The sequence below is a fragment of the Plantactinospora alkalitolerans genome (assembly GCF_015690345.1).
Classification (GTDB): Bacteria; Actinomycetota; Actinomycetes; order Mycobacteriales; family Micromonosporaceae; genus Plantactinospora; species Plantactinospora alkalitolerans.
Genome location: NZ_JADPUN010000148.1, coordinates 22,275 through 48,501, shown reverse-complemented (window position 1 = coordinate 48,501; position 26,227 = coordinate 22,275). Strand labels below are relative to the sequence as shown.

Genomic DNA, 26,227 nt, shown 5'->3' with positions numbered 1-26,227 from the left:
GCAGCGCCGTTGGGAGCGCAGTCCCCTTGTTTATTCGGGTAGGCGTAGCCGGGTCGCCGGCATGCGTCAGGCCAGGGTGTACTCCAAGACATAGGAGTGGCTGCTGTCGTCGGACTGGATGATCTCGAAAGCTCCCACGATCCCGGTGAGGTCACCGGAGCCCGTTCCCGGGACGACGCGGATCGCGAGTTGCTCACCGTGGCTGCCGGGTGCGCTGTGTTGGAGGACGAACGAGCCCTTGAGGCCGTCGAGTTCGCCCGTGAATCGCTCCACGGCGACATAAGCAGCGGGGCTGCCCTCGATGTCGGCCACCGACAGCATGGTCACCGTGCTGATGCCGACCAGGCCGCCCTGGAAGGTCTTGGTGATCCGCGCCCGGCCAAGCGCGCCCCCCGGGCCTTCGTCGAGCACCTCCGGCTCGAATGATGTGACGTCAAATGTTCCGCCAGCCGTCGTGCTCATTTCGCACCCTCTCGCCTTGACCGCATTTATCGCGGAGCAGCCTTGCACACGGCACTGACATTCCCCGGACGGTGACCCTCGGAAGCCCTGCTCAGTGCTTCCGGCGGAGGGCCGAACTTCCCGGACGCCGACGCGGGAAGAGGCATGCTGAGGTCGAGTGAGCTGCGGACGTTCCCATCGCACAGCGTTAGATCGGCTGTTTCGCGCGTGTCCGGCGCGCCGAGGAAGTCGACGGTGCCCAGGTCTGTACGTCGAAAGTGGGCAGGTAGAACCCCATCCTCGAGATGGGCTACGGGCGCGCGCAAGCCCTGTGCCCGGTGACGACTACACCGAAGTTTCGGCTTGGGAGTCGTTTCGCCCACAGCCTTGCGCCCAGATTCATCAAACGTCTACCCTCCAGATCGAGACCTATCGTGACCCATGTTCCGCGAACGTGTGTCAGGCGCCGCCAGACGTGGCCAGATTCGCCATGGGAACGGTTCGTCGGCTGATGAGCGCCGACAGTACTCTCAGTTGGCCCAGGGGTATGGGCCCTGCCGGATCACTGTCAGCCGTTCGGCCCTACTGATCGGCCACATTTCGATCAGGTGAGTGAAGTGGTCACCGTCCACGTCGGGGTCGGCGTTCGGCAACGGGTCCGCTGGTACGTACGACACGCGAACGCGGTACCGTCCCGGCTCCACGTTCAGCGCCTGCGTGAGGTCGCGTGGCGCTGTGCAACCCACGAGTAGAACTGCCCCGGTCACGACATCAAGGTCTGCCTCGACGACATGCTCAGCCTCCGGCACGATCGCCGGAGCAGTCTCATGGACCGATAATGCCGTCTCGACGAAGTCTGATCGCGCCGCGCCCACGGAGATGGAGTGAGGTTCCAGCCCGATCCGGTGCAGGCGCACTGCTTCGTCCGTCCAGCCGCCTGCTGCACGAGTCGGGTCGGTCGCTGCACCTGCCCGCATGGCCGCGTTGTGGGCTTGGGAGTCCTGTAGATAGAACTGGCCGTAATCAGCGAACACCGTTGCGTGCCGCATCCCGATCACCGTCCCGCTTCGAAGACATGTTCGTGGGTTTCATGGGCCAGTATCGGTTCTCGTGCGTTTATAGGTCACAGCTGGTGGCTCCGCAGCGGGAGCTTCATTCGGCCAGGGCTGGATCCGCTCGGCGAGGTAGATAAGCGGGACCTGCGGGTCGAGGCCGAGCGCGGAGCGACGAGCTCGGGGCCGAGCGTGTTGACGTCGGGTTCAATGCTGGTCCAGCGACGAAGGAGCTGGCGCTGCTGGTCGAGGGGGCGGCGCCCGGCCGTGGAAGGCGTTGATCTGTTTGGCTCTCAGGCTGTTGGCCGGGTCGATCAGGACCAGGCGGGAGCGGTGCGCGAAGCGGAGGCACTGGCGCAGTGCGGTCAGTCTCCGGTGGCGGGCTCTCGGCGCAGTGGCCAGAGACGCCTCGATGTCGCGCACGTCGAGCCGGTCGAGGCCACCGGGAGCCAGTCCCCCACCCGCCGGCCGAGTTCGGTGTTCGACAAGACCTCGGCGGCCAGCAACACCCGCCGCGCCCGCTGCAGGTGCCCGGCAACAGTCGTGCCCCGTTGTCCGGCACCCCTGCCGTCGAATCACTTCGAACACGCGGCCCTAACCGGGTGGCACAGTCGTCACTGAACCGGAGTCGACCTCGGTGGACACTGGGGCGGCTACCCAGCAGCACGCGAAGCACGACTTTATGCCATCGAAGAGCGACAGTAGCAAGTGGACACATTTGGTACACTGCCTTGCCCTACCCCCGAGGAGAGACACCGACGTGAAGAAACTATCAAGCACCGCGGCCGTGCTGGCACTCTCAATCGGAGTCACTATTGCCTCGACAACGCCTGCCTCCGCTGCGACGGATAGGAGCGGGGCGGAACGGCTGAACATCCCGAACAGCAGTGTATGCAGGGCGGGTCGTACGGTCCTGCAAGGCATGGTGGCGGGGCCGGGCGGACAGCTCTACATCATTTTCTCGAAGGGCAGCGCCGGGGAGCCGGTCCTGTCCAGATGGTTGCGCGACGGCTCAACCTGGGACGGCGCTAGCTGGACCTGCGCCGGGGCGCCAACCTCCATGCCCTCGCTCGGCCACGGTAACGACCTCGCCTACAACCCGAACTATCTCGGCCAGGGCCCGGCCCTGATCGCCACCCAAGGAAGTCAATCCGCATTTCCGAGCGACGATGTGACGATCGTGCACCTGAACGCCAACGGATCTTTTGGCGCAAGCGAGGTGGTCCATCTACCTATAGGCAACATCAGTGGCCTCTGCTACAGCGCGACGGCGGCCGGCGGAGCCGGCAAATATGCCGCCCGACGTTTGGGTAAACTGTGGACCCATCCCGGTGCCGGTTCGCTTACGAGTGGATGGACGCTGGTCAAGAGCAACCTGACGAGTCACGATAATCGTTCCGACCAAGGCATCGACTGCTCCGAGAACTACATCTGGAACACCAAGTCAATCAACGACTCGACGCCCGATACCGGATGGAACTGGGTATACCAGTACAACTGGTCTGGAGGCGACGTGGAGAGCGACATCGGAATTCCGGGGAACAACCTGACCGACGAGATCGAAGATATCACCCACATTGGGAGCGACTTCCTCGTCGGTGTCAACCGAAACGGCGGGAGTGTCGACTCGGTGAAGGTGCTCACCGAGTAGACCCCAAGACCGGAACAGCTGTAACGCTGTTGAAGTATCTGTGCCGCTCGCCTAGCTCTCTCGGTCTAGCGGAGAGGGGTCGGCTTCCCGGACGTGAACAACTCTGAGCCAACGATCGCACCAGGATTTCGGTGGGTCGCCCCCCAGCACGACACCGTAGCCATCCCCCTTGGCATCGAGGTAATCCTTCGCCAGCGCTTCCTCCGAGACGGCGGTGTCGACGTAGGCGTCCGACGTCGAGCCCGGGGAACGTTCACGCCGGAGGACGGCGAGTAGCTGAACGCGCGGATGCCGGCCACCTTCGCGGGTGGGCGGCATCCGCGCGTCCGACGCGGGGCGGGACGGCCTATTCCTCAAGCTCCGACAGCCGGGACGGTGACGTACGACGAAGCCGGACGAGGATGGCGTACCCCGGTCGACCGACCTGGTGGACCGCGGACGGTTCCGGAACGGCGATCCGCTGCTGGACCCGGTGTCGCCGATGTCGTTCCGGTCGACGGAGGGCGAACCGACGCATCGGTTTCCGCGCGGCGACCGGGCCGTCACGGCGAACCCCTCGGACGGCACCACCCGGCACGTAGCCCGCCGTCAGCGCTGGCGGATCAGCCCGCCGGTGTTGTCCCAACCGGTGGCACCCACCAGCCGGCCACCGCTGACCATGGTGGTCGGCACACTGAAGCCGTACCGCTGCTGCGCGGCTCGCCCACCGGGTCGCCGGTCGAACGACTGGCAGCCGACCAACGCCGTCGCCGCACCGTCGGCCACGTAAAACCCGTCCGCGGTGTCCGCGGCGCCGTCCACGTCGTACATCCCGGCGGTGTCGGCCACACAACCGACGAAGGTGTTTCGGTCCCATTCGATGTACCAGCCGTGGGACTTCGTGTCCTGGGCCTCGCAGCCGATGAACTTGTTCCGGTTGGCCTTGACGTGCCACCCGTATCCGCGGACGTACCACGCCTTGCACGCCTGGAAGAAGTTGTTCGCCGCGTTGGTGCCGACGTAGAAGCCGGCGTTGGCCCCGGTCGACGACCGGGTGGTCGCCTCGCACGAGGTCCACCAGTTGTCCGGCGCGTCGATGTGGAACCCGTACTGCCCGGCGCCGCGCACCCGCACCCGGCTGGTCGAGGTCGCCTGGGTGTCGGTCCCCCGGTAGACGACGCCGTCCACCACCGGGCTGTAGACCCACAGGTTGTCCAGCCGGCACATCGAGTCGGGTTCGCCCTTGTAGTTTCCGGTGGTGCCGACGATGTAGAGGTCGATGCCGGTAGTCGCCTTGGTGGCACAGTCGAGCACCAGGTCACCGAGGTAGACCCCGTCGATGGCCTTGCCCTGTCCGACCGCGATCATGGCCGCCATCGCGCTGCCAGCGACGATCTCCGTCTTCTGGCCGACGCCACGGATCGTGCAGCCGGCGGTCGGGACGATCGGCGTGGTGATGGTGTAGACGCCGGCACCGAGCTGGATCGCCTTGGCACCCGCATTGATTGCGGATTGGATGGATCCACCGGGCGCGACGTATTCCCACGGGCCGACCGCGGCGGCCGAGGCGGGCGCCGCGTCGAGCGCCACGGCGGAGACGCCGGCCAGGCCGGCCACCGCCAACCCACCACCGCGCAACAGTGCGCGACGAGCGTGGCCAGCGGACGGTTCGGGTGAAGACTGCGACATGTTTAACTCCCCGTTCTATGGACGAGTGCACCATCCGGTCTGGACGGCGCACCATTGTGGACACTTTCGGTTCGGCGTCTAGTTGGCAAACGATCGCACAGCCCCGGTGCCTCTAGGAGAGGGGGTAGCTTCCGCCCGTGGCTGTCCCCCGAGGTCGGCGTTCGCCGGGTCTCGATTCCCGCCGGAGGTGGTCGCGGTCGCGGTGCGCTGGTAACTGAACCGGTCCTGCCCGCCCTGTTACCACCAGCAAGGGCGCGTTCACTCCACCCGATCAGGCCGGCCACCTGACGACCTTTCCGGGGCACTGCTGACTGCGTGACTGTCCTTGGCCCACGGCGATCATTTCGGCTTACGGGCGAGCGTGAACACATTCCGCAGGATCGTCGATGCAACGGCATCGGTTGCGAGCGCGCCATTGAATGCGATGGACGACGCACTGAAGACGAAGCCTCCGTTGGGTTTCTCGAGGAAGACCATTGAGGCACCGCCGCCGGGGTTGGTGCCGCGTGCGAGAACCTGCGAGGTGGTCGCTTCGCCCTCCAGCCCGAGCAGGGAGTCAACCTCCCAACCGCTGGCCCCGCCGTTGTATCCGCTCTGACCGAACTGGTCACCGACGGAAAGCCCGGTGCCCGCCAGCAACGGGTGCTTGTTGACCACCGTGTAGGGCGCGAAGGCGCCGGTAGAGCGGTATAGCCATTTCACTCCCTCGAACTGCTGACTTCGCCGGCCAGGCGAACTCCTGAGCGGCCGATACAGGGTGCCGCGCTCCGCACACGTCGCAGCACCGCCGCAGCGCCCGTAGGAAACCCATACCGGAGATCGCCTGGCCGGCCGGTGACTCGCCGCTTTGACGGGCCAGACGGGCCAGGTACGGAAGCAGGGCTATTGCCTGAGAGAATTACCGCTTGTCACGGTCGAACTTCTTATGGTTACGGTTTCGAATGAGGTCGCGCGGTCGACGATCGGCGCATCGGGTGGCTCCGGCGAGGTTGGTTCGCCGTTGCCGCGGTGTTATCCGATCGCCGTGTTATGCGGCGTGGCCATGACGGCGGGGCCGTTGCCGGTGCCGGCCTGATGAGCGTCTTCACGTAGCGTGACATCGCGGACGCAATGCGGGCGGTTCTCCCTGTGCCGTTCAAAACGCGCCCGGGTGCCGAGTGGGTGACCCGCATCGATCAACCGAGGTGGGTTTGTGCCCCACCTCGGCCGGCCCAGCGCCACCCGACACCAAGCCGCCCGGATTGAGAAAACTGTCCATGTAAGACGGTTTTGGATCATGTTTGACGCGAAGGGATCATGGAAATTTCAAACAGAGCTATCCTGGGTCGGGACGTCGAAGAGCAAAAGAGCGTTTACGGGGATCACTCATGGACTTCGCCGACGCACTGCGGCGACAACGCCACATCGCGAACTTGAGCCAGCAGGAACTTAGCAACATAGCCGGGCTCAATTTAGCCACTATTCGTGATTTAGAACAACGACGCACCCGACAGCCGCATCCCAGGTCGCTTCGAGCACTCATCGAAGCACTGCGCCTCACCGGTCAGCAGGCGGCGATTTTCCAAGAGTGCGCTCGGTCGACGCCAAAGATAACCCCCGACTCCAGATCCGTGGAGCCTGAATCGGTAACGGTCCCAGAAGCGCCGATCAGGATCGAGGTGCTGGGTCCGCTCGTCATAAAGAGGGGCGCAGCCCCTGTCCGCCTTCAATCTGCAGGGGCGCGGACCGTGGTAGGCCGGCTCGCGCTGAGCCCGGACCGCACCGTCCCGCGCGCTCAACTTATCGACCTCCTTTGGGGAGATGACCCACCGCCCGCAGCCGTCCGACTCCTGCAAGCCTACGTAACACGCGCCCGCCGAGCCCTCGAGCCACTGCGACCCCCACGGGAGCAGTCGCAGATCCTCATGCTGATGCCCGGTGGATACAAGTTAACCGGAACTCCCAGCCAATTCGACGTCGGGCAGTTCCGACAGCTCGTCAAGGATTCCGCGAAATCTGCCGACCCGGCACAGGCACTGGCCCTGATCGAGACCGCTCTTGAACTATGGCGGGACGACCCACTTTCTGACATACCGTGTCTCCGTGGTCATCCGTTGGTGTCTCAACTGAACGACGAGAAAATCACGGCAGCCCTGCTGCTCGCTGAAATCTGTGCGGCTCAGAACTCTCACCAGCGTGCCTTGCCGTGGTTGCGGGCCTTGTCCGCGGGCAACACCCTGCACGAACCCGTGCACCTGCGCCTGATCGCCGCATTGGCCGGGAGTGGCCACCAAGCCGAGGCATTGGCCACCTATGAAAAAATCCGGAGCAGGTTAGCAGATGATCTAGGCATCGACCCTGGCCCAGAGCTTATCGAGTTGCACCAGCGCGTGCTTCGCCAAGAGGTGGCCCGTCCGCAGACGGCCGGGGTTCCGCCAGTTCCACCATTCGTCCAAGGGACCGGCCCGGGACTCAACTTCACCTCTTCACCGCCTCAAGAGTTACCAGCCGTCTCGAGTTGTTTCATTGGTCGCTCAGCCACACTAGCGGAACTGGACAGAATTCTGCCGAGCAGTTTCGTCGCTGGTTCAGCAGTCTCCATCGTAGCGATTGTCGGCACCGCTGGTGTAGGTAAGACAGCGCTCGCAACTCATTGGGGACGTAGGGTCGTGGACCACTTCCCCGACGGACAACTTTACGTCGATCTGCATGGATACTCCGCTAAACCCTCGATGCAACCGGTCGAGGTGCTCGGTGCTTTCCTTCGTTCGCTGGGAGTTCGCCCGGACGCGATGCCGGCGGACACTGACCGAGCAGCTGCGATGTATCGATCGCTCCTGGCTGGCCGACGAATGTTGATTCTCTTGGACAACGCCCGCTCGGCGGAGCAACTGCGTCCGCTGATACCCGGCAGTACTGGTTGCCTCGTCCTCGTCACCAGCCGCGACCGGCTCACCGGGCTGGTGGCGCGCGAGGGGGCACATCGCGTCTCACTGGACGTCCTCACGCCGTATGAATCCCGTCGGCTACTCAGTCACGTGCTCAACGAAGAGCGGGTGCTGGCGGAACTCGATGTCGCCGACCAGCTTGCCAGTATCTGCGCTCACCTTCCGCTCGCGCTGCGCATCGCGGCGGCACATCTCGCAGACCGCCGTTGCCGGACCATCGCCGACTACGTCGACCTGCTGCAGGGGTCCGATCGCATCGCAACCCTGGGTGTCGCGGATGATGCGGGCTCTGCGGTCAGGATCGCCTTCGACCTGTCCTACGCTGCGATTCCACGCGAATCGCAGCGACTCTTCCGGCTACTCGGCCTGATCCCCGGCCAGACCTTCACGACGGATGCCGCCGCCGCGCTCTATGGCACGACGCAAGCTCATGCGGTCCACATGCTGGATCAGCTCGCGGCAGCCCATCTGGTCGAGGAGTCCGCGCCGAGTCGCTATACATTCCACGACCTGCTCCGTCACTACGCACGCGAACGCAGCACCTCACTGGCTGAGCCCGGCGACACCGAAGCCCTCGACAATTTGTTCAACTGGTACGTGCACGGCGTGGTTCTCGCTGCCCAGATACTCTATCCTCAGCTACTCCGCCTAGCCGAGCCGACGGGCACCAGCATCACTCCTTCGCTTGTCCTCCGGAGTAGATCCGAGGCTCTGGCGTGGCTGGACGATGAGTGGAGTAATCTCCGCTCGATCATTCAATTCGCCGCGGACCACGGCAGATCGGCGATAGTGTGGCTGCTGGCCGACGGTCTCCGCGGCTATCTTTGGCAACGGGCCGACCTTACCAGCTGGCTGAAGGTGTCGCAATTGGGGTTGGCGGCCGCCAAGGATTCGGAGAATCCGGTCGCCACGGCGGCGATGCACACCAGCCTAGGGCAGGTCTCATACGTTCTCGGCCACTTCCGAGCCGCCATCGAACACACCACCCAAGCAATGAAGATCAGCTCTCGTACTGCCTGGTCGGCCCGCCACCTGGGTGCCATCACAAATCTCGGAATAATTTATGCGGATTTCGGACAGACGGAGGTCGCGACGAGGCTCCACCTACTAGTCGCGAAACACTGGCAGCGGCAAGGGCGGACACTGGACCAGTCGACGTCTCTTATCAACTTGGGTATCGGTTATCGATTCATGGGGCGCCTCGAGGAGTCCGTGGAGGCACTGACCAGAGCGCTGAGCCTGATCGACGAAAGCGCACAAACAGGAGTTGCATGGGCCGTTGCACTCGAATCCCTCGGAAACACCTACCACGACCTCGGCCAGCGCCAAAGAGCCTTGACCCTGCTGTCAGAGTCACTGACCATCTCACACGATCGCGGCAACCTGCGACAAGAACTGAACGCTCTGATCGGAATCGCCACCATTCACCTGGCAGCGGGTGACCTTGAGACAGCATCCGAACTGGCGACGGAGATAGAAACCTTGTTCCTACACCTGAAGGGAAGCTGCAACGACGGCGAATTCTTCATCCTGATGGGCGCGATCAGTGCGGCAGGGGACGACGAGAAACAAGCGATTCGCTGTTACGAACGTGCGCTGTCGTTCCGGCCCGCCATGAGGGCCCATCCGAGGATCGTGGCCAAGCTGGGACTGGCCACGAGTTTCGGGCGACTTGGACATTCCGCCGTAGCGAACAGACACGCTTCCGAAGCCCTGGCGCTAGCCGACCGATACCGATACGCCATCCTGAAGGGACTGGCCTTGACCGCCCTCGCCGAAGCTCACCTGTCCGACGGCCAACACGGGGAGGCTAGGGCGTACGCGACACGCGCGCGCAACAGTCACCGACGCACCGGGCATCTTCCTGGCGAGGAGCGCGCCCTGTCCCTACTGGCCAGGGCCTCAGCGGGGCTATCGCAAGGTCGAGACATGCCCGTTTCAGGCAGGTCCAAGGAGTCGTAGGTCGGTACCGGTCCCGGCCGTTTCGACGCAAGACAGGCACCACGGCGCCACGGCGCCACGGGTCCGGATCGCCTGGGCGCTGAGTCGCGGACCGCACGTCGTTGGCCATCCTGGGTACGGGCAAGATCTCGTTGGCCGTGCCGTCAATGCTCCAAGACCAGGTGAAGTGACAGGTCACGGATCCTCGGCCGGGTACCGACCGGCAGGGCGCCACAGGCGCTCTGGTAAACCGCCCCACAGTGCCGCAGAATGCTGCCATGCGTGGCGATCGGGTGAGGCGATGGTCGTGGCTCGGAGTACTCGCCGTCGGCCTACTCCTCTATCTGGTTGTGCTGCGCACCCTCGTGGTCACCCAGAACCCCAACTTCGTGCCGGCGCTGATTCTGCTCGGCGCCACCGTCGTACCGTTGGCGTTCCTCACGTTCGCGCAGGCCCGCACCGGCCGCTGGCAAGTGCCAGCGTGGGCACTGGTTACGGCGGCGTTCTTCGGCGGCGTCATCGGCACCGTGGTCGCCGGCACGCTGGAGTACGACACCCGGCGCGATCTCGGCACCGTGCCCACCCTGTTCGTGGGGTTGATCGAGGAGTCAGCAAAGCTGATCGTCCCGATCGTACTGCTGTTCACCGTGCTGGCCCGGCACGCCCGGCGGCTGCCCTCCGACGGACTCGTCATCGGGGTCGCCGCCGGCTTCGGATTCGCCGCCCTGGAGACGATGGGCTACGCGTTCACCGCGTTGCTGTCGTCGAAGGGCAACATCGGTGCCGTCGAACAGACCCTGTTCGTGCGCGGGCTGACCGCCCCGGCCGGGCACACCGCGTGGACCGGACTCACCGCCGGGGCGCTCTGGGCGTTTCTGGCCGCCCCGGGCGCCCGGCGACTGCTGGCCTTGGCCGCCACCTTCGTGGGTGTGGTCATCCTGCACACACTCTGGGACACGTTCACCAGCGCGCCGGTCTTCGTGCTGCTGGCGATCATCAGCTTGGGCTGGCTGTTCTGGGCCCTGCGTCGGTACCGGACCTTCGCCGACCACTCGCTGGAGTCCCCGCCGCCGGTCCTTTGACCCTCGGGAGGAAGAACCTGGCGGTTCTGGGCCTGGTCCCGAGCTGATGCCCAGGGGTATGCCGTCGGTGGCGAGGTCCTGGAGCGACAGGCCGATCATGCGATCGTAGGCGGCCAGTGCCAGCCCTCGGCGGGAAGGACCTGGCATCCGGCGCGGGTCACCGGCTCGGGGCCGAACCTGACGATGGTGGTTGACCATCCGACCGAAGCCAACCACGTCTCGCTGAGGGCGACCGCGACCGACAGCACCGGCAACTCCGTCGAACAGACCATCATCCGGGCGTACGCCATCGAGCACGCACGCTGAAAAGCCCGGCCGCAGCGGCGGCGACCGGTGCGGCGGATCAGTTGGTGCGCAGCACGACCCTGCCAAGGTTGCTGCGGGTTTCGATCACTTCGATCGCGTTGTCGATCTCTTCGAGCGGGAAGTCGATGTGCTGCGGGCGCAGCTCGCCGGTGGCGAGAAGCTCCCAAAGTTCGGCCCGGCGCTGGTCGATCAGCTCGGTTCGCTCCCGGCTGACCAGACCGATGGAGAAACCCGATGACCGACTTGAGGCCGCACCTGTTCGCCGCGCTCGCCCATGTTCCCGCCCCGCACCATGAACAGCACTTCGACCATGGCCTGCAGCTCGTCATAACCGGCATCCGCAGTGGTACCCGCACCGATCACCGTGTTTCCCCCGCCGATGAAAGCCGCCGCCTTCCGGTACCGGTGTCGCATCACCGCCGCGGTGCCCTTGTCGGGTGGACGGCCCTCGGTCGCGGGCCGTCCACCCATGCTCAGCCGACCGTGGTGAACGGCGTGCGCTCGGGAGCGTCGGCCGGGCTGTCGGCCGGGAGATCGGACGTCGGCACGGGGAGGAACAGCAGCCGGGCGGCCCAGTTGGGCAGCCACCAGTTCCCGCGACCGAACAGCGACACCGTGGCCGGGACCAGCAGACAGCGCACCACCGTCGCGTCGAGCAGGATTCCCGCGCCCAGTCCGGTGGCCAGAATCTTGATCTCGGTACTCGGCGCGGTGGACAGCGACAGGAAGGCGAGGAAGAGGATCAGGCCGGCACTGGTGACCAGTCGGCCGGTCCGGCCGATGCCCTCGACGATCGCGGTACGGGTGTCGCCGGTGCGGTCGTACTCCTCGCGGATCCGGGCGAGGATGAACACCTCGTAGTCCATCGACAGTCCGTAGAGGAAGGCGAAGCACATCAGCGGCACCCAGAAGGTGATGGCACCGGTCGCCGGGATGTCCCAGACGACCTCCGATCCGTAGCCGTGCTGCCAGACGAGGACCAGCACGCCGTAGCTGGCGGCCAGGGACAGGAGGTTGAGCAGCACCGCCTTGAGCGCCAGGAGCAGCGAACGGAACGCCCGGGCGAGCAGGATGAAGGTGATCAGTCCGATGACGGCCAGCAGGACGGGGAACGGCCCGTAGAGGGCCTGTTGGGCGTCCTTCTCCAGCACGCCGAACCCGCCCACCCGGGCTCCGGGGACGCCCGTCAGCGTGTCGCGTACCCGGGTGATCGTGCTCTTGCCGCCGTCGCTGCTCGCCTCGTCGCGCGGAAGCACGACCAGCAGCCGCGTCCCACCCCGCTGCCAGCCGGCGTCCGGAGGCACCACGGCCGCGTAGCTGCCGGGCAGTGCGTCCAGCCCGGTCGGGGGTGCCGTGCCGGCCGGAATCAGCACCTCGATCGGGGTCAGCACACCGGTGGGGATCCCGGCCCGGGTCAGGTCGGCCAGTCCGGCCGCCGCGTCCGGTCTGGCCGAGCGGGCCAGCGCCTCGGAGTCGGCATCGCCGAGCTTGAGGCCGGTCGCCGAGACGGCGAGGGCGCCGAGGATCAGCACGCCGACGGTGGCGGCCAGCCAGCGGAACCGGACCACGCCGCCGGCCCAGGCCCGCCAGGCGCGGCTGGCGGTCTCCTCCCGGCGTAGTCGGGGCCAGTCGACCCGGCGTCCGACGGTGGCCAGCAGCACCGGCAGCAGGGTCAGGGTGACCAGCACGCTGACCAGGGGGACGAGCATGCCGCCGTAACCGACGCTGCGCAGAAACGGCACGGGCAGCACCACCAGCGCGACCAGCCCGATGGCCACGGTGACGCCGCTGAACAGCACGGCCTGTCCGGCGGTGGCCATCGCCCGGTGGACCGCCTCGTCGCCGGGATGGCCATGGGCACGTTCCTCCCGCCACCGGGTGACCAGCAGCAGCGAGTAGTCGATGGCGACGCCGAGGCCGACCAGCGCGACGAGGAACTGCACGATGAAGCTGACGTCGGAGAAGGCGGTCAGCCCGAGCACGATGAGGAACGTGGTGAGGATCGACACGGCGGCCACCAGCAGTGGCACCAGGGCCAGCAGCGAGCTGAAGACGAACGCCAGCACGACCAGGGCGCCGAGCGCGCCGATCAGGGTCTCGGTCAGCACGCTGCTGCCCGAGCCGGTGTCGTCCGCCGTGGCCAGCTCGCCGAGCCCGGTGACGTGCACCGTCGCGCCTGCCGGCAGCACCCGGGACATCGCCTGGGTGATCTCCGCCCCGTAGTCGGGTGCCGGCCCGCCGGTCGCGGGCGGCAGGAAGACAAGCCCGAACACGGTACGTCCGTCGGCGCCGACGAAGCGGCGGTCGCCGGTCGAGGGGTACGACACCACCCGCAGTTGCGGGCGTACCGCCGCCGCGTCGAAGGCCTGCCGGAGCGCGGGAGCGTCGGCGCCGGTCCCGTCGGGCAGGACGACCACGGGCACCAGCGGGTACGTCCCGGCGCCGTTGCCGTACGTGGCCAGGATCGCTCCGTTGGCCTCGTCGGCGGCCGTACTCGGGAACGAGAAGTCGCGGGTCAGTTGATCCGACAACTGGCTGGCGGCCACCGCACCGGCGAGGAAGAGTACGAGCCACGACAGGGTCACCGCGAGTCTGTGCCGCAGCACGAAACGCGAGAGGCGGATCATGCCGCGACCCGGCGGGTGGCCCGCGGCACGGGCGGGAGGTCGTGCCGTCCCCGGCGCGCTCTGCCGTCGCGGACCTGACGATCGACCTGATCCGTGCCCTCACATCTGCGCATCGCGTCTCCTACGTCGTTCCCGGTGGGCGGACGCTCCGGCGGCGAGCCGGTCCCGGAAGGATCTGTCCCGACCCCTCCGGAGGACCGCCGGCCGCGGACGGCGCCGGCCGGTGCCCTCGACGAGCGCCGACCACGTGCCCGCATGTACCCGGTCACGATGCCGCCCGGGACGGCCGTGAGTCGTCGGGCCGGGGAGGACAGTTGCCGCTGCCGCCCGCGACGTAGCCGGGCGGAGAACTACCTCCGGGGCGGTAGTGGTGACGTCGACCGTGGTCCGTCCGTCCGGTCCACCGGCAGGTAGGAGTCGGTCGGTCTGCCGGCGACCATCCGTCAAGGCCGGACGGCCGCCGACGGGCCAGCGGACGTCATCGGGAACCAGCCCGAATCTCCCCGCGCTGTCCGGTCACCTCACGCTGGTGGCGCGTCGGCCGGCCGGGCGGAAGACCCGGCGTACCGCTCCGAGGAGCCGGTCACCGGGGACCAGGCCGAAGTTCCGCGAGTCGCAGCTCTCGGGTTGGTTGTCACCGAGCAGCACGAACCTTCCTGGCGGAACCCGGGACAGAGCGGAGCCGGCGGCCGGCACGACCGTCGCCGGCACCGGATCACCGGGACCGGCAACGGCCCGCTTCACGATCCACCGACGTTCGGGCCCGGGTGCGACACCGCCGACCAGCGGCCACGTGTGCCAGGCGCCACCGACGGGTTCCTCGACGACGACCACCTGACCGATCCGCACCGCACCGGGCGGGACGCGGCGGACCAGAACGCGGTCGCCCGGTTCGAGCGTCGGCACCATGGACCGACCGTGCACGGTGACCAGGACCCACCTGCGCCGGAACCGGGTGACGAGACCGGCCAGGGCGGCCCCGACCGCCCCGGCGAGCACGACGTAGATCATGGGTGCCGTGCCGTTCAGCCGGGCACCGGCTGGTAACCGGCAGCCTGGAGGTTGAACAACCGGGCGTACGCGCCCTGGTTCGTCAGCAGCTCGTCGTGGCTGCCCTGCTCGGCGATCACCCCGTCGCGCAGCACGACGATGTGGTCGGCGTCCCGGACCGTACCCAGCCGATGTGAGATCAGCAGGGTGGTCCGGCCCTCCCGGAGCCCGCGCAGCCGCTGGTGCAGGTCCGCCTCTGCCTCCGCGTCCAGACCGGCGCTCGGCTCGTCCAGGATCAACAGGTCCCGGCCGGCCCGCAGGAAGGATCGGGCCAGCGCGAGGCGCTGCCACTGCCCGCCGGAAAGCAGTACTCCGCTGCTCTCGTCATCCCGGTCGTCCGGGTCGGCGAACGTCCTGCTCAGCTGGGTGGCGTACCCGTGCGGAAGCGCGGTCAGTACGTCGTGCACGCCGGCCCGTTCTGCCGCGGTGACGATCCGTCCGGTGTCGCCGAATGCCGTGGTGTCGCCGAGGCCGATGTTCTCCTCGGCGGACAGATCGTAGGACATGTAATCCTGGAACGCCGCTCCGATCCGGTTCCGAAGTTGGACGACGTCCAGCTCGCGGTAGTCGACGCCGTCCCAGCTCAGGCTGCCCCGGGTGGGGTCGTAGAACCGTGCCAACAGCTTGACCAGAGTGCTCTTGCCGGCGCCGTTCAGCCCGACGAGGGCCACCGTCCGCCCCGGCGGAATGGTCAGGTCGACGCCGCGCAGCACCCACGGGTGCCCGTCCCCGTACCGGAACCAGACGTCGCGCAGTTCGATGCCGCCGCGCAACGGCGGCACCGGCACCGGCTCGGCGGGCAGGGGCAGGTCCGGGGCGGTGCCCAGCACCTCCCGGTAGTGGGTGAACCGCAGCAGGCCCTCGTGTGCGGTGGCCACCTGGCCGATCCCGCTGGCGACCGCTCCCTGTATGCCGGCCAGGGCAGCGACGAAGATCGTCACGTCGCCGATGCTCAACCGGCCGCCGCGGGCGGCGACGATTGCCCAGATCAGACCGGCGCCGGCGACGACCGCACCGACCACCGCGAGCCCGGCCTGCACGAGAACCTCTCGGCGGTCCATCCTGCGGTTCTCGGCATTGAGCGTGCGGAGTTCCTTGATCATCCGTTGCCCGAACAGGCCGCCGAGATCGAACAGCCGGATCTCCTTGGCAGCGGCGAGGCCGGTGAGCAGATTGGCGTAGAAGTACTGGCGCCGCTCGATCGGGCTGAGTCGCCAGAACAGGCCGGCCCGCTGCCGGGCGAGTCTCAGCTCGGCTTGGGCGGTGGGGAGGGCGGCCAGCGCGAGAACGCCGACCATCCACGGGTTGAGCAGGGCCAGAGTGCCAGCGAAGCCGGCGATTGTCACGATGGAGCGCAGCAGTTCCAGGCTGCTACCGGCGATGGTGACCGGGCTGTGCCGGCCGGCAGAGTCAGCCACGTTCAGATGGTCGCGGAAGGCCGGGTCTTCCAGGCGGACGAGGCCGGGTAAGCGGTCGACCGCCGCGTAGAGGTCCGCCTGTGCCCGCACCGCGACCGCCCGGCGCCACTCGGCATCCACGTATCCGAACAGATGCGGCAGGGTGGCCACGGCAACGCCGGCAACGCCGAGCCCGACCGCGAGGCCGATCACCGTCGTTACCGGGCCGCCGTCCAAACCGGCAAGCCGGTCCACCACCATCTTGGTGAGCACACCTACCAGGACCGGGAGCAGGCCACCGCCGATCGCGATCAGTGCCTGCGCCACGGCCGCTCCCGGCGCGGCCCGGTAGGCCAGGCGGACGGCGGCGGTCACCAACCGGAAGTCCACCTTCGGCCGGGTGCCTCCCGAGGTCATGCGGGGACGGGGACCGGAAGCTCGGTCCAACCGCTGCCGCTGCGCGCGACGGTGCCGGTCGCGTCCAGCAGGCACCAGGAAGGGAAGGCGCGTGCCTGGAAGGCCGTGGCGAGTTTGCCGTCGATGCCGTCGACGACCACCCGCGCCACGCCGTTCAGCCGATCCGCGAGTCCGGTTACCCCCGGCCCGTCGCCGGTCACCACCCCGAGCACCTGGACACGCCCGCCGGGAAACCCGGCCGCCTGCGTCACGAACCGTGGCAACGCGTCCGTGCATGCGGGGCAGTCCGGGGAGAAGAAGGCGACCAAGACGTCACCGCCGAGGTTCTCCCGGCGTACGACGCTGCCGTCGGTGTCGGTGACCGCGAAGTCGCCGGGCGTCTGCCCAGCCTCGATGATTCCGCTGCCAGCACCGGTCGCGAGCCCGGCCAACAGTTCGGTGTGCTCCCGCAGCCGACGGATGACGGCCAGGGTGAGCAGCAGGTTCAGCGTGCCCAGCGCGCTTGCCAGGACCACGGCGGCGACAAGATATGGCATGAATGCTCCTTGTTCGTGGACCCGGGCCGATCCGCGTGGCCGGCGGGGAGAACGAGGTCCGGCGGCGGGCTGGGGGGCAACTCGCCGCCGGACCTCGTGGTCGATTCCCACGCCAGCGCGCGTGGTTGGTTGTCCCGCTGCCACGGCCCCCGTTGCCGCCGCAGTTCGTCTACGGCTCGGTCGATCACTGGGACCTGCTGACCGTCCGGATATCCGGGACCGTTCTACTGCTCGTTGTTCAGCAACGATGGGTCGATGGGTCGCAGGCGTCACACTTGCAGTTGCTGTTGCTCCAGCAGCGGCAGAACTGCCAGACGTTGTCCTTGCAGATGTTCTTCCAGTGGGCGCTACCGCAGTCAGCGGCTGCGGCGGTTGCCCGTGGGACGAAGGCGGCAAGCATCCGGTCACCCAGTTCGTTCATGACTCGCAACATTTGGTTCACCTCCTCTCGATCGACTCAGCTGTGCCATCGTGGATCTCCGCACTGGTTATTGACTGGATGCACAATGGACGACCGCAACGCCATTACTCCGCTACTGGCCGTTACGGCACCGGGGAGTCACGTTGGAACTGGACGACGGGTCGGAAAAGCTGCGGCTCTGTCTGCTGGGCCGGGTACGCCTGTGGCGGGGCACGGTGGAACTGCCGGTCGGTCCACCGCAGCGGCGGGCGGTACTGGGTCTCCTCGCGCCGGCCGAGGGTCAACCCGTCGGCCGGGACGAGTTGGTCGACGCGCTCTGGCCGACCGGCGCGCCGCGCAGCGGTGCGAACGTTATCCACACCCACGTGAAGTACCTGCGCCGGGTGCTGGAACCGGGCCGTCCGCTGCGGATGGCGAGCCAACTGCTGCCGTCGGTGGGCACCGGATACCGGCTGGTGGTGGACCCGATCGCCATCGACGTGCTCCAGTTCAGGCGACTGGTGGCCGAGGCCCGCACGGCGCGCGCCCGCGCCGACCAGGCGCGGGTCTGGGAGCTGGCCGGGGAGGCGCTGCGGTTGTGGCAGCCGCCGCTGGCCGACGTACCGGTGCTCGCCGGGCATCCCCGGACGGCGCCCCTGATCGCGGAGGCGCAGTTCGCGTTCTCCTGGCGGGTTGACGCCGCGATCAGGCTGGGCCGGGCCGAGGAGGTGCTCGGCGTGGTGCGCGAGTGGGCCGAGGCCCGGCCGCTGGACGAACAGGCCCAGGCCCACCTGATGCGGTGCTACATCGCCCTGGGCCGCCGGTCGGACGCCTTCGCGGTCTTCGACACCGCGCGGAAGCGCCTGGTTGCCGAGTTGGGCGCGGATCCGGGTGCGGTGCTCGCCGACGCCCACCAGGAGTTGCTCGAATCGGACTCGTCCGCCGGTGTGCCCTGCGGGCCGGTCGAGCGGTCGCCGAACGCGGTCGGCGGGTCCGCGTCGGCGGCGATGCCTCCGGTGGTGGTCCCGGCCCAGCTTCCGCCCGACACGGCAGCCTTCACCGGGCGGGTCGCGCAGTTGCGGTGGCTCGACGAGCTGATCACGGCGGAGAAGGAGGGCGGGCCGACGGTGGTCGCCCTGACCGGGACGGCCGGCGTGGGCAAGACGACGCTGGCCGTGCACTGGGGACACCAGATCGCCGAGCGGTTTCCCGACGGGCAGCTCTACGCCGACCTCGCGGGCTTCGACGCCAGTGCCGACCCGGTCCGGCCGGACGAGGTGGTACGCGAGTTCCTCGACGCGTTCGGGGTCGCGCCGGAACGCGTCCCGGTCAGTCCGACCGCGCAGATCGGCCTCTACCGCAGTCTGCTCGCCCGGCGACGGGTACTGATCCTGCTCGACAACGCCCGCCGGGCCGATCAGGTCCGTCCGCTGCTGCCCGGCTCGGCCGACTGCCTCGTCATCGTCACCAGTCGGAACGAGCTGTCCGGTCTGGTGGCCTCCGGCGCCCGTCCACTCAGTCTGGGCCTGATGACCGATGTCGATGCCCGGCAGATGCTGGTCGACCGGATCGGTCCGGAGCGGGTCGCGGCGGAACCCGACGCGGTCGGCCAGATCATCGCCACCTGTGCCCGGCTGCCGCTGGCGTTGGCCATTGTGGCCGCCCGGGCCAGTACCCAGCCGGCGTTCCCGCTCAATGCGCTGGTCGGGGAATTGCGGGAGGGCTCCGGCGACCTGGCGGTGTTGTCCGACGACGAGGCGGCGTTCGACGTCCGGACCGTGTTCTCCTGGTCGTACCGGCTGCTCTCCACCGAGGCGGCGACGCTGTTCCGGCTGATCGGTCTGCATCCCGGCCCGGAACTCTCGGCCAACGCGGCGGCAGCTCTGGTCGGCCTGCCGCTGGACCGGGTCCGTCCACTGCTGGCGCAGCTGGCTCGGGCCCATCTGCTGGTCGAGCACCGGCCCGTACGGTTCGGCTGTCACGATCTGCTGCGCGCCTACGCCGCCGAACTCGCCCGGACGGTCGAACCGGAGCGGGTACGCCGGGCCGTGCTGCGGCGGATTCTCGACCACTACCTGGACGTGGCCGCGATCGCGGACCGGCTGATCTCACCGTACCGGCACGCGGGATCCGTTCCGGCGCGGCTCCCTGCCGCGCTCGACGACGTTCCGGCAGCACAGCGGGCCGGTGCCGAACAGCCGGGCGATGCCGAGGCGGCGTTCGGATGGTTCTCCACCGAACACCCGGTGCTGCTCGCCCTGATCGACCAGGCGGCCACGGCCGGACTCGATCGGGAGGTCTGCGAGCTGGCCTGGTACCTGTGCTCGTACTTCGACCGGCGGGCTTACCGGCACGACCAGGCGACGGTACAGCGGACCGCGCTGTCAGCGGCCGGGCGGCTCGGGGACCGGCTACTGGAGGCCCGGGCCCGGCGTGAACTCGCCCGTGCGTACCTGCGTCTCGGACTGCACGACGACGCCCGGCGGGAGTTGCAGCAGGTACTCCGCTGGTACGAGGAACTCGGCGACGACGCGGGCCGGGCGAACACGGAGATGAGCCTCGCCGACTCGTGCGAGCGGCAGGGCCGGTACCGGGACGCGCTGGCACACGCGAAGCGCGCGCTCGTGCTGTACCGCGCCGTGGGCTACCGTCCGGGCCGGGCCAACGCGCTGAACGCGATCGGCTGGTGCCACAGCCTCCTCGGTGACCACCCGGCCGCGCTGACGTACTGCGCCCGGGCGCTGCGGCAACACCAACTGATCGGCGACCACCGGGCCGCGGCGGACACCTGGGACAGCATCGGCCGGGCCAACCACGGCCTGGGCCGGTACCGACCGGCCGTCCGCTGCTTCCAGCAGGCCATCCTGTTGTTCCAGAAGGTGGGCGACCGTCTCGGCGAAGCGGTGTCACTGACCCGGCTCGGCGACACCCGCGAGATGGCCGGTGACCTGAGAGCGGCTCGGGCCGACTGGTCGCGGTCGCTGGCCATCCTCACCGAACTGGACCACCCGCGAGCGGCCGAGGTCCAGGCTCGGCTGACCCGCTCACCCCTGGCGAGGGCGTGACCGCGTCGACCCGGCGTCTGCCGCCATGAGCTTCAGGCGTCACGGTTCACCCCGAAGGACAATCGCCCCGGCTGGAGGTTGGTGAACCTGCCGCACGGTCCAGGTCGAGCCCTCTGCGAGGTGCTCCACCAGGAGCCATGCCTGACCGTCGGTCTTCGGTAGTCGCACGCCGGCTAGCGCACCGGCGTCCGACGTCGACAGCGTCACCGGAAACCGGAGGATGATCCTTGCCCCTGGGTCCGCGAGAACGATCGGTGCCGCGACCGACTGTGGCTCGCGAGTCGAGTCGGCGCGTTGGCGGGTGAGGAGGCCACGAATCTTCGCGTAGACATCCTCTCCGGCCCTGGTGGCGACAGCTTGGACGAAGGGCGCGAGCGCCGATCCGGCGAGCACAGCGAGGAACAGGTCGCCTCCGCCTCGTTGTGCACCGCTCCCCGGGCGGGGATAGACGCCGTCTGCTGGCAGGCGATCGATGTTCATATGCTTCAGTCTGGCAGGACCGATGGCGGTCCTGCCAGACTCGCCGTATGGGATCGACGCCAGAGGCTGTCGCGAGGATAAATGCCGAGGTCGCAGATCTGGAACGGAACGTGTCATTCCAGTTGGGCAAGCCTGCTTACGAGATCCCACCGGCGCTGTTGGACGCCAGCATCGAAGCGCTTGCGTCGGTAGCCGATGCTCGTCGTGGTCTCCTCTACCCGGACGTGGCCATCCGGGTGTGGTCGACACTCGCAGGCGCGTTGAAGTCCCGCTTCATTCAGCAATTGGAGCACGGCACTGCGCGAGTCGAGGACATCGACCAGGCGATCATCCTGTACAGGGCCGCCCTCGAACTACTGCCGGAGGGCGCTGACCTTTTCGCGTTACTGGGACATCTTGCGCAGGCGCACTTCGCCCGTTGCATTGAGCTGCCGAACGACGCGAGGGCCGTACACGACGCCGTGGTCGTCAGCGCGCAAGCCCTCGACGTGCTGCCCGCCGACCACCCCCACCTTCTGTATGCCTTACAGAGCGCGGCCGCCCTGCTGAGACTAGAGATGCCTCCGCTGGGCGGGGACCTCGGCCTACAGGTGCTGGCCGAGTCGTTCCGCCGGGCGTTGGGTAGGGCTCCCGCCGGCGGGGAGGTCGAACGCGAGAGCGCCCGCGCCCACGCCGAGACGCTGCGGCTCATCCGTGAGCGTGGCGACTCGGTCTCGCTGTCTGAGGAAGTAACGGCTTGGCGGCAGGTCCTCGTCACTGCGCAGGTGGCGGATGGGCACGCCCGCAACGTTCTCTACCACATCGGCGACCAGGTGCTTCAGCGTCACCTGGCGAGTGGTTCGGCATCGGACCTCGATATGGCGATCGACGCCCTGAGCGCGGCTGCGGAGGCTGCGGAGGCTGAGCCGACGCCACAGCCGGCATTCTTCGCCATGCTCGGGCACGCGCTGGGCCTGCGGGCCGAAGCGGGTGGGCCGAGTACGGCTGACGACCTGGATGCTGCAGTGTGGGCGATGCGAACGGCCCTACGGGCGAGCAGCACCGGGGAGGAGCAGGACGCAGCGTCGACGCGACTGTGCTCATTGCTGCTCCAACGCTTCGAGGCTAGCCGCCAGTGGGGCGACCTGGACGAGGTCATCGATCGTGGTCAAGGTGTCTATGACAGGCAGCCCGATGTGTCCGCTGCCCTTGCCTCACCCGTCGCTTCCACCCTCGCCAGGGCCCTGACCTTGCGCGGGGAGCTGACTGCTAGTTCGGTAGACAGCGCCGTGGCTCACTTCCTACGTTATCAGCTGTCTATCAGACGTGATACCGGGCAGGATTCGAGGCTGATCGGCATATCCAAGGCCGTGCTGCAGCGGCCTTACTCGGTCTTGGCGGCGAAACGCAGAACCGACGGTCAACCTGATCTCGCACTCGTCCAGGAGATGGACGAGACGATCACCCGGCTCAGGCAGGCGATCAACGGCCCGACCTCCGATACCGCCCGGATGGAGCTTCGCGAAGGACTAGTCGACGCCCTTATGGGCAGGCACATGGCCGTACCCGAACCTGTTCTCCTGGATGAACTCATCGCCGAGTTGCCCATGATCATTGCCGAAATCCCCGAGCACCAGCGTGGACACCGCGTGGCGCATCGGCTCTGTCTGGGTCTTGCGCTGCAGGACCGTTTCCGCCTGGCCGGTCGCCCCGCGGACCTCGACGCTGCCGTAGACCAGTGCCGGCGAATCGTCGATGACGAGGCCGCGGCCACTCAATTTCGCATCCGGGCAGCGTGCTTGATCGGCCGCACCGCTGACTTCGGCCACTGGCAGACCGCTCACGAGGCTTTCGGAAGGGCCATCAGCCTGTTGCCGCGGCTGGTAGGCCGCTCGCTCGCTCCCGACGACCACCTGCGCGAAACCGCGATCTGGTCGGAGCTCGCCTCGGACGCGGCAGCCGTGGCAGTGCGGGCTGGCGCGCCCCACGAGGCACTCGAACTGCTGGAGCGAGGCCGTGGCCTGCTCCTCGGGCGGGCCCTCGACTCACGCGGGGACCTCGACCAGATCCTGGCAGCGGACCCGGAGCAGGCTCCGCAGCTCATCGCGGATCTCCGCCGGATCGGCGACGAGCTAGCTGTCTCGGAAGGTAGCCCCGATCCGAACACGCCGCACGCCCGACAAAGCGACGTTGACCGCCGACGTGCCCTGGTCAGGGCCTGGGATCAGACCGTCGTTCGGATCCGCCGCCTGCCGGGCTGCGCGAATTTCCTGGCGCCGGTCACCATCGACCAGTTGATGCCTGCGGCTGCCGCTGGTCCTGTGGTTACCGTCAACGTCAGCCGGTACGGCAGCCACGCCCTGGTGCTCACCCGGGACGGCGTCGACGCGGTCCCCCTGCCGCAGGTGACCGTCGAGGCTTTACAGGAGCAGGCGGCGGCCTTTCTCAACGCGCTGCCCTTCGCCGAACTCCAAGCGGAAAATGAGCATGCGACTCATGACGCCCAGCAGCCGTTGCGGGATGTGCTGTCTTGGCTGTGGAGTACGGTGGCCGGTCCGGTGCTGGCGCACCTCGGCCGAGACGGAAGCCCACCTTCTCGGATCTGGTGGATCCCTACGGGCAGCCTCGCCGCACTTCCTCTGCACGCCGCCGGAACGTCCCCCGGTCAGTCGGTGCTCGACCTGGCTGTCTCCTCGTACGCTCCGACGGTCACCTCCCTGCTACGAGCGGCAAACCGTTACGGCGCTGCCGAACCGGCTTCGCCCGCTGTGCAACTGATTGGGATCCGCGCGGCTCCCGGGCGGCCCTCACTGTCGGGTGTCACCGCCGAGGTGAAGCGGATCCTCAGACGCGTTCCGCACGCGCAGCAGCTCCTCGACGGCGAGGCGACGTGCGCACGGGTGCGCTCCAGGCTCCGAGCAGGCGGATGGTTGCACGTGGCGTGCCATGCCAGCAGCTATCCGAACGCCCCGGCGGACAGTGCGCTGCACCTGTACGACGGGCCCCTGTCCATACGCCAACTGCTGGCGGAACGCGCAACCCACGGAGAGCTGGTCTACCTGTCCGCCTGCGCGACGGTCCTCAGCAGCCCGGCCGTTCCCGCCGAGGTGATCCACCTTGGGACGGCGTTTCATATCACCGGCTTTCAGCACGTCGTCGGCACGCTGTGGCAAGTCACCGACGGCACCGCGACGGAGACCGCCCGACTCTTCTACGAGGGGATCGGCCGGATACCCGATGCGGGCCGAAGCGCGCAGGCGTTGCACGATGCCGTCCGACAGTTGCGTCACCGCTACCCTGGCATACCCACCCGCTGGGCAGCATACGTACACATCGGACCGTAGTCGGCTGACTGCCGACACGAGGCGGAGGTGCTGTGGGCGGAGGCGAGCCGCGCCTTCGTGACCTACCCGGATACGAATCGCCGCTCGCAGAGTCGAGCTGTCTGGTCCCGATCGGCAGCGCGGCGCTTTTCACCGCGACCCGGGCCAGAGTCCAGTGCGCTCATCTGCCCCGATCGCGCCCAACTCAGCGTTGGGGCGAGCCGGTGCGGTCGACGTTCGGACGTGCCGATGTGGATGTACTGACCCGGAGCCGTTCGAGATGATGCGTACGATCGTGAGGTGCGATCTGCGGGCCGGCCCGCGTCGGTGTACCTGCCTGGAACGTCGCGGTCCCGTTGCGGCCGAGTCGGCTGGCAGGCGCCGTCATGGCGGGGCTCAGCGGTCAGGCCAACCGCCTCGTCGATGTTGAGTTGATGCCGCATCCGGCTGTCATGATGGCCGTCTCGTCCTGCGTTGTGGTTCGTCCGGGCACCGAAACGTAGTCGTGCCCTCCTCCGGAAGGCGCCATGATTGGCTCCGTGACCAGCTTCCCTGCGCAGGCGCGCCGCGTCCGCGACAGCGCGCTCTCACCGCAGCGCAGGCTCTACGCATTGCGGGAGTGCACCCTGCACTGCGCCCCATACGGATTCCGCGCCACCTGGCACCACCTGGTCGTCGCCGCCCGTATCCCGAGCAGACTCACCGACGATCCCGACGCGCTCGTGCGCGCCGCTGACGAACTACAGCGGACGCGCGACGTGGTCCTACATCGTGCGCAGGAGTACGCCGCCTTGCGGCATCGCGAGAAGGCGGCTGGCAGGCGAACCCCACGGACGCCACCGCCCTGGAACTCGTGGGGCTGGTCCGGGATCGCCTACTGTCCCGACCCTGAGCACCACCCGACGGGACCCCTCGTCACGGTCGTCCGGGCGGTCTTCCATCGCTACGATGCCGGGGTCGACGTCGACAGGCACTGCCTGGCATGCGGCACCGAACGATGCCGCCCGGGCCGTGCCTGCCCGACCTGCGGCGTCCATCCGGACGGCCCCGCCGCACGCTGGCGTGCCTCCCGAATCGAGGAACGCTGGCAACGGGCCTGGCGCCGTGAGCTCGACGACCGGCCGACGCCCCTCGGCCCATGAGTTCGAGGTCCACGGATCTGCCGCCAACCGGGCGTCGCGCCGCAAGGAGCAGCGGCGTTCGGCACCCAGTTGAGTCGAGATTCGCGTCGCGGCGGCGCCGGACAACGCGGCGTACCACAACGAGGCGCAGCGCAGGGCCACACCGCGAGGCAACATGGTCGGCCGCACCCCGCGCCGCTACCGCTGGGACTCATTCCTGCGGCGCAGATCAGCCGCAACCGCCGGCGGCAGTTCGTCAAGCTCGTCCATGGTCCGTCCCGGGCGGAGAAAGTCGAACAGCAGCACCGTGCGGCTGCTGTCAGCGTAGTTCCAGGCCTCGTGATCGACCGTGTCGTCGAACAGGAACAAACCACCTTCCTGCCAGGGCCGGGTCTGCGAGCCCACCCGCAGCGCACAGTCACCGTCCGGCACCACAAGTCCGAGATGGGCACGATAGACGGTCGTGACCCAACCCTCGTGGGGCTTGATGTGAGTGCCCGGAGCCATCCGGGAAAAGCCGGCAGTTGTCAGGCCGGGAACGCGGCACAACGCCTCGGCTGTGCTCGGGCAGGCGGCCAGCGCGGCGTCAATACGCGTGCCGAACGCAACGAGGCCGTACACGCTCCAACCCGTGCCGTACATCTCACGCTGTACCCACGGCTCGAACAAATCGTCGCCCAACGCCAGACACTCGGTCCGGATGTCGGACCACGCACCACGCAGGTCCTCGAGGAACGGATACGGCGCCTCATCCACGAACAACG

The 26,227-nt window shown here is 67.9% G+C and carries 19 protein-coding genes; 7 read left to right on the top strand and 12 right to left on the bottom strand.

Annotation, left to right across the window (positions count from 1 at the left end):
- Window positions 1–66 precede the first annotated feature (66 nt).
- A complete protein-coding gene (locus I0C86_RS14990; RefSeq protein WP_196201828.1) occupies window positions 67–462 on the bottom strand; it encodes a DUF3224 domain-containing protein in 396 nt (131 codons plus the stop codon).
- Between the two features lie 509 nt (window positions 463–971).
- Window positions 972–1,490, bottom strand: a complete 519-nt coding sequence (locus tag I0C86_RS14985; protein ID WP_196201827.1) for a hypothetical protein — start codon at window positions 1,488–1,490, stop codon at window positions 972–974.
- A gap of 763 nt (window positions 1,491–2,253) precedes the next feature.
- Between I0C86_RS14985 and I0C86_RS14980 the strand changes: the two genes are divergently transcribed.
- Entirely contained in the window at window positions 2,254–3,144 is an 891-nt protein-coding gene (locus tag I0C86_RS14980) for a hypothetical protein (protein WP_196201826.1), read from the top strand.
- A 588-nt stretch (window positions 3,145–3,732) separates the two neighbouring features.
- On the opposite strand, the gene I0C86_RS14975 is transcribed toward I0C86_RS14980, so the two are convergent.
- Together I0C86_RS14975 and I0C86_RS14970 are read right to left on the bottom strand one after the other, a co-directional pair.
- On the bottom strand, window positions 3,733–4,812 hold the full coding sequence (locus tag I0C86_RS14975) for a hypothetical protein (protein ID WP_196201825.1): 1,080 nt from the start codon (window positions 4,810–4,812) through the stop codon (window positions 3,733–3,735).
- A gap of 339 nt (window positions 4,813–5,151) precedes the next feature.
- Window positions 5,152–5,568: a N,N-dimethylformamidase beta subunit family domain-containing protein gene (locus tag I0C86_RS14970; protein WP_323373649.1), complete on the bottom strand. Its 417-nt coding sequence runs from the start codon at window positions 5,566–5,568 to the stop codon at window positions 5,152–5,154.
- Between the two features lie 611 nt (window positions 5,569–6,179).
- Here I0C86_RS14970 and I0C86_RS14965 point away from each other — a divergent pair.
- The 3 genes from I0C86_RS14965 to I0C86_RS44455 all read left to right on the top strand — a co-directional run bounded on the left by I0C86_RS14965 (window position 6,180) and on the right by I0C86_RS44455 (window position 11,068).
- Complete coding sequence (locus I0C86_RS14965) at window positions 6,180–9,701, top strand: BTAD domain-containing putative transcriptional regulator (protein ID WP_196201823.1); 3,522 nt, start codon at window positions 6,180–6,182, stop codon at window positions 9,699–9,701.
- A gap of 257 nt (window positions 9,702–9,958) precedes the next feature.
- A complete protein-coding gene (locus I0C86_RS14960) occupies window positions 9,959–10,762 on the top strand; it encodes a PrsW family intramembrane metalloprotease (RefSeq protein ID WP_196201822.1) in 804 nt (267 codons plus the stop codon).
- A 183-nt stretch (window positions 10,763–10,945) separates the two neighbouring features.
- Entirely contained in the window at window positions 10,946–11,068 is a 123-nt protein-coding gene (locus I0C86_RS44455; RefSeq protein WP_255527734.1) for a hypothetical protein, read from the top strand.
- Between the two features lie 37 nt (window positions 11,069–11,105).
- Here I0C86_RS44455 and I0C86_RS45465 read toward each other — a convergent pair whose 3' ends face one another.
- The 7 genes from I0C86_RS45465 to I0C86_RS14925 form a co-directional block, all read right to left on the bottom strand.
- Window positions 11,106–11,258: a zinc-binding dehydrogenase gene (locus tag I0C86_RS45465; protein WP_407676309.1), complete on the bottom strand. Its 153-nt coding sequence runs from the start codon at window positions 11,256–11,258 to the stop codon at window positions 11,106–11,108.
- Window positions 11,258–11,539, bottom strand: coding sequence for a hypothetical protein (locus I0C86_RS14950; RefSeq protein ID WP_196201821.1), 282 nt, complete (start codon window positions 11,537–11,539; stop codon window positions 11,258–11,260). Before I0C86_RS14950 ends, I0C86_RS45465 begins: the two co-directional genes overlap by 1 nt.
- Before the next feature lie 2 nt (window positions 11,540–11,541).
- Window positions 11,542–13,695 carry an MMPL family transporter gene (locus I0C86_RS14945; protein WP_196201820.1) on the bottom strand — a complete coding sequence of 718 codons (2,154 nt, stop codon included), beginning with the start codon at window positions 13,693–13,695 and terminating at the stop codon, window positions 11,542–11,544.
- 516 nt (window positions 13,696–14,211) lie between these two features.
- A complete protein-coding gene (locus tag I0C86_RS14940; RefSeq protein WP_196201819.1) occupies window positions 14,212–14,706 on the bottom strand; it encodes a S26 family signal peptidase in 495 nt (164 codons plus the stop codon).
- A 14-nt stretch (window positions 14,707–14,720) separates the two neighbouring features.
- Window positions 14,721–16,559 carry an ABC transporter ATP-binding protein gene (locus I0C86_RS14935; RefSeq protein WP_196201818.1) on the bottom strand — a complete coding sequence of 613 codons (1,839 nt, stop codon included), beginning with the start codon at window positions 16,557–16,559 and terminating at the stop codon, window positions 14,721–14,723.
- On the bottom strand, window positions 16,556–17,095 hold the full coding sequence (locus tag I0C86_RS14930) for a TlpA disulfide reductase family protein (protein WP_196201817.1): 540 nt from the start codon (window positions 17,093–17,095) through the stop codon (window positions 16,556–16,558). Before I0C86_RS14930 ends, I0C86_RS14935 begins: the two co-directional genes overlap by 4 nt.
- Before the next feature lie 238 nt (window positions 17,096–17,333).
- Window positions 17,334–17,528 (bottom strand): hypothetical protein, encoded by a 195-nt coding sequence (locus tag I0C86_RS14925; protein WP_196201816.1) that lies wholly within the window; start codon window positions 17,526–17,528, stop codon window positions 17,334–17,336.
- A 131-nt stretch (window positions 17,529–17,659) separates the two neighbouring features.
- On the opposite strand from I0C86_RS14925, the gene I0C86_RS14920 reads away from it, so the two are divergent.
- The 3 genes from I0C86_RS14920 to I0C86_RS14910 all read left to right on the top strand — a co-directional run bounded on the left by I0C86_RS14920 (window position 17,660) and on the right by I0C86_RS14910 (window position 25,484).
- Window positions 17,660–20,560 carry an AfsR/SARP family transcriptional regulator gene (locus I0C86_RS14920; RefSeq protein WP_196201815.1) on the top strand — a complete coding sequence of 967 codons (2,901 nt, stop codon included), beginning with the start codon at window positions 17,660–17,662 and terminating at the stop codon, window positions 20,558–20,560.
- Window positions 20,561–21,087: 527 nt separating this feature from the next.
- Complete coding sequence (locus I0C86_RS14915; RefSeq protein WP_196201814.1) at window positions 21,088–24,363, top strand: CHAT domain-containing protein; 3,276 nt, start codon at window positions 21,088–21,090, stop codon at window positions 24,361–24,363.
- A gap of 518 nt (window positions 24,364–24,881) precedes the next feature.
- On the top strand, window positions 24,882–25,484 hold the full coding sequence (locus I0C86_RS14910) for a hypothetical protein (RefSeq protein ID WP_196201813.1): 603 nt from the start codon (window positions 24,882–24,884) through the stop codon (window positions 25,482–25,484).
- A 177-nt stretch (window positions 25,485–25,661) separates the two neighbouring features.
- Here the strand turns inward: I0C86_RS14910 and I0C86_RS14905 are convergent, their stop codons facing one another.
- Complete coding sequence (locus I0C86_RS14905) at window positions 25,662–26,219, bottom strand: aspartyl/asparaginyl beta-hydroxylase domain-containing protein (RefSeq protein ID WP_323373648.1); 558 nt, start codon at window positions 26,217–26,219, stop codon at window positions 25,662–25,664.
- Window positions 26,220–26,227: the final 8 nt, after the last annotated feature.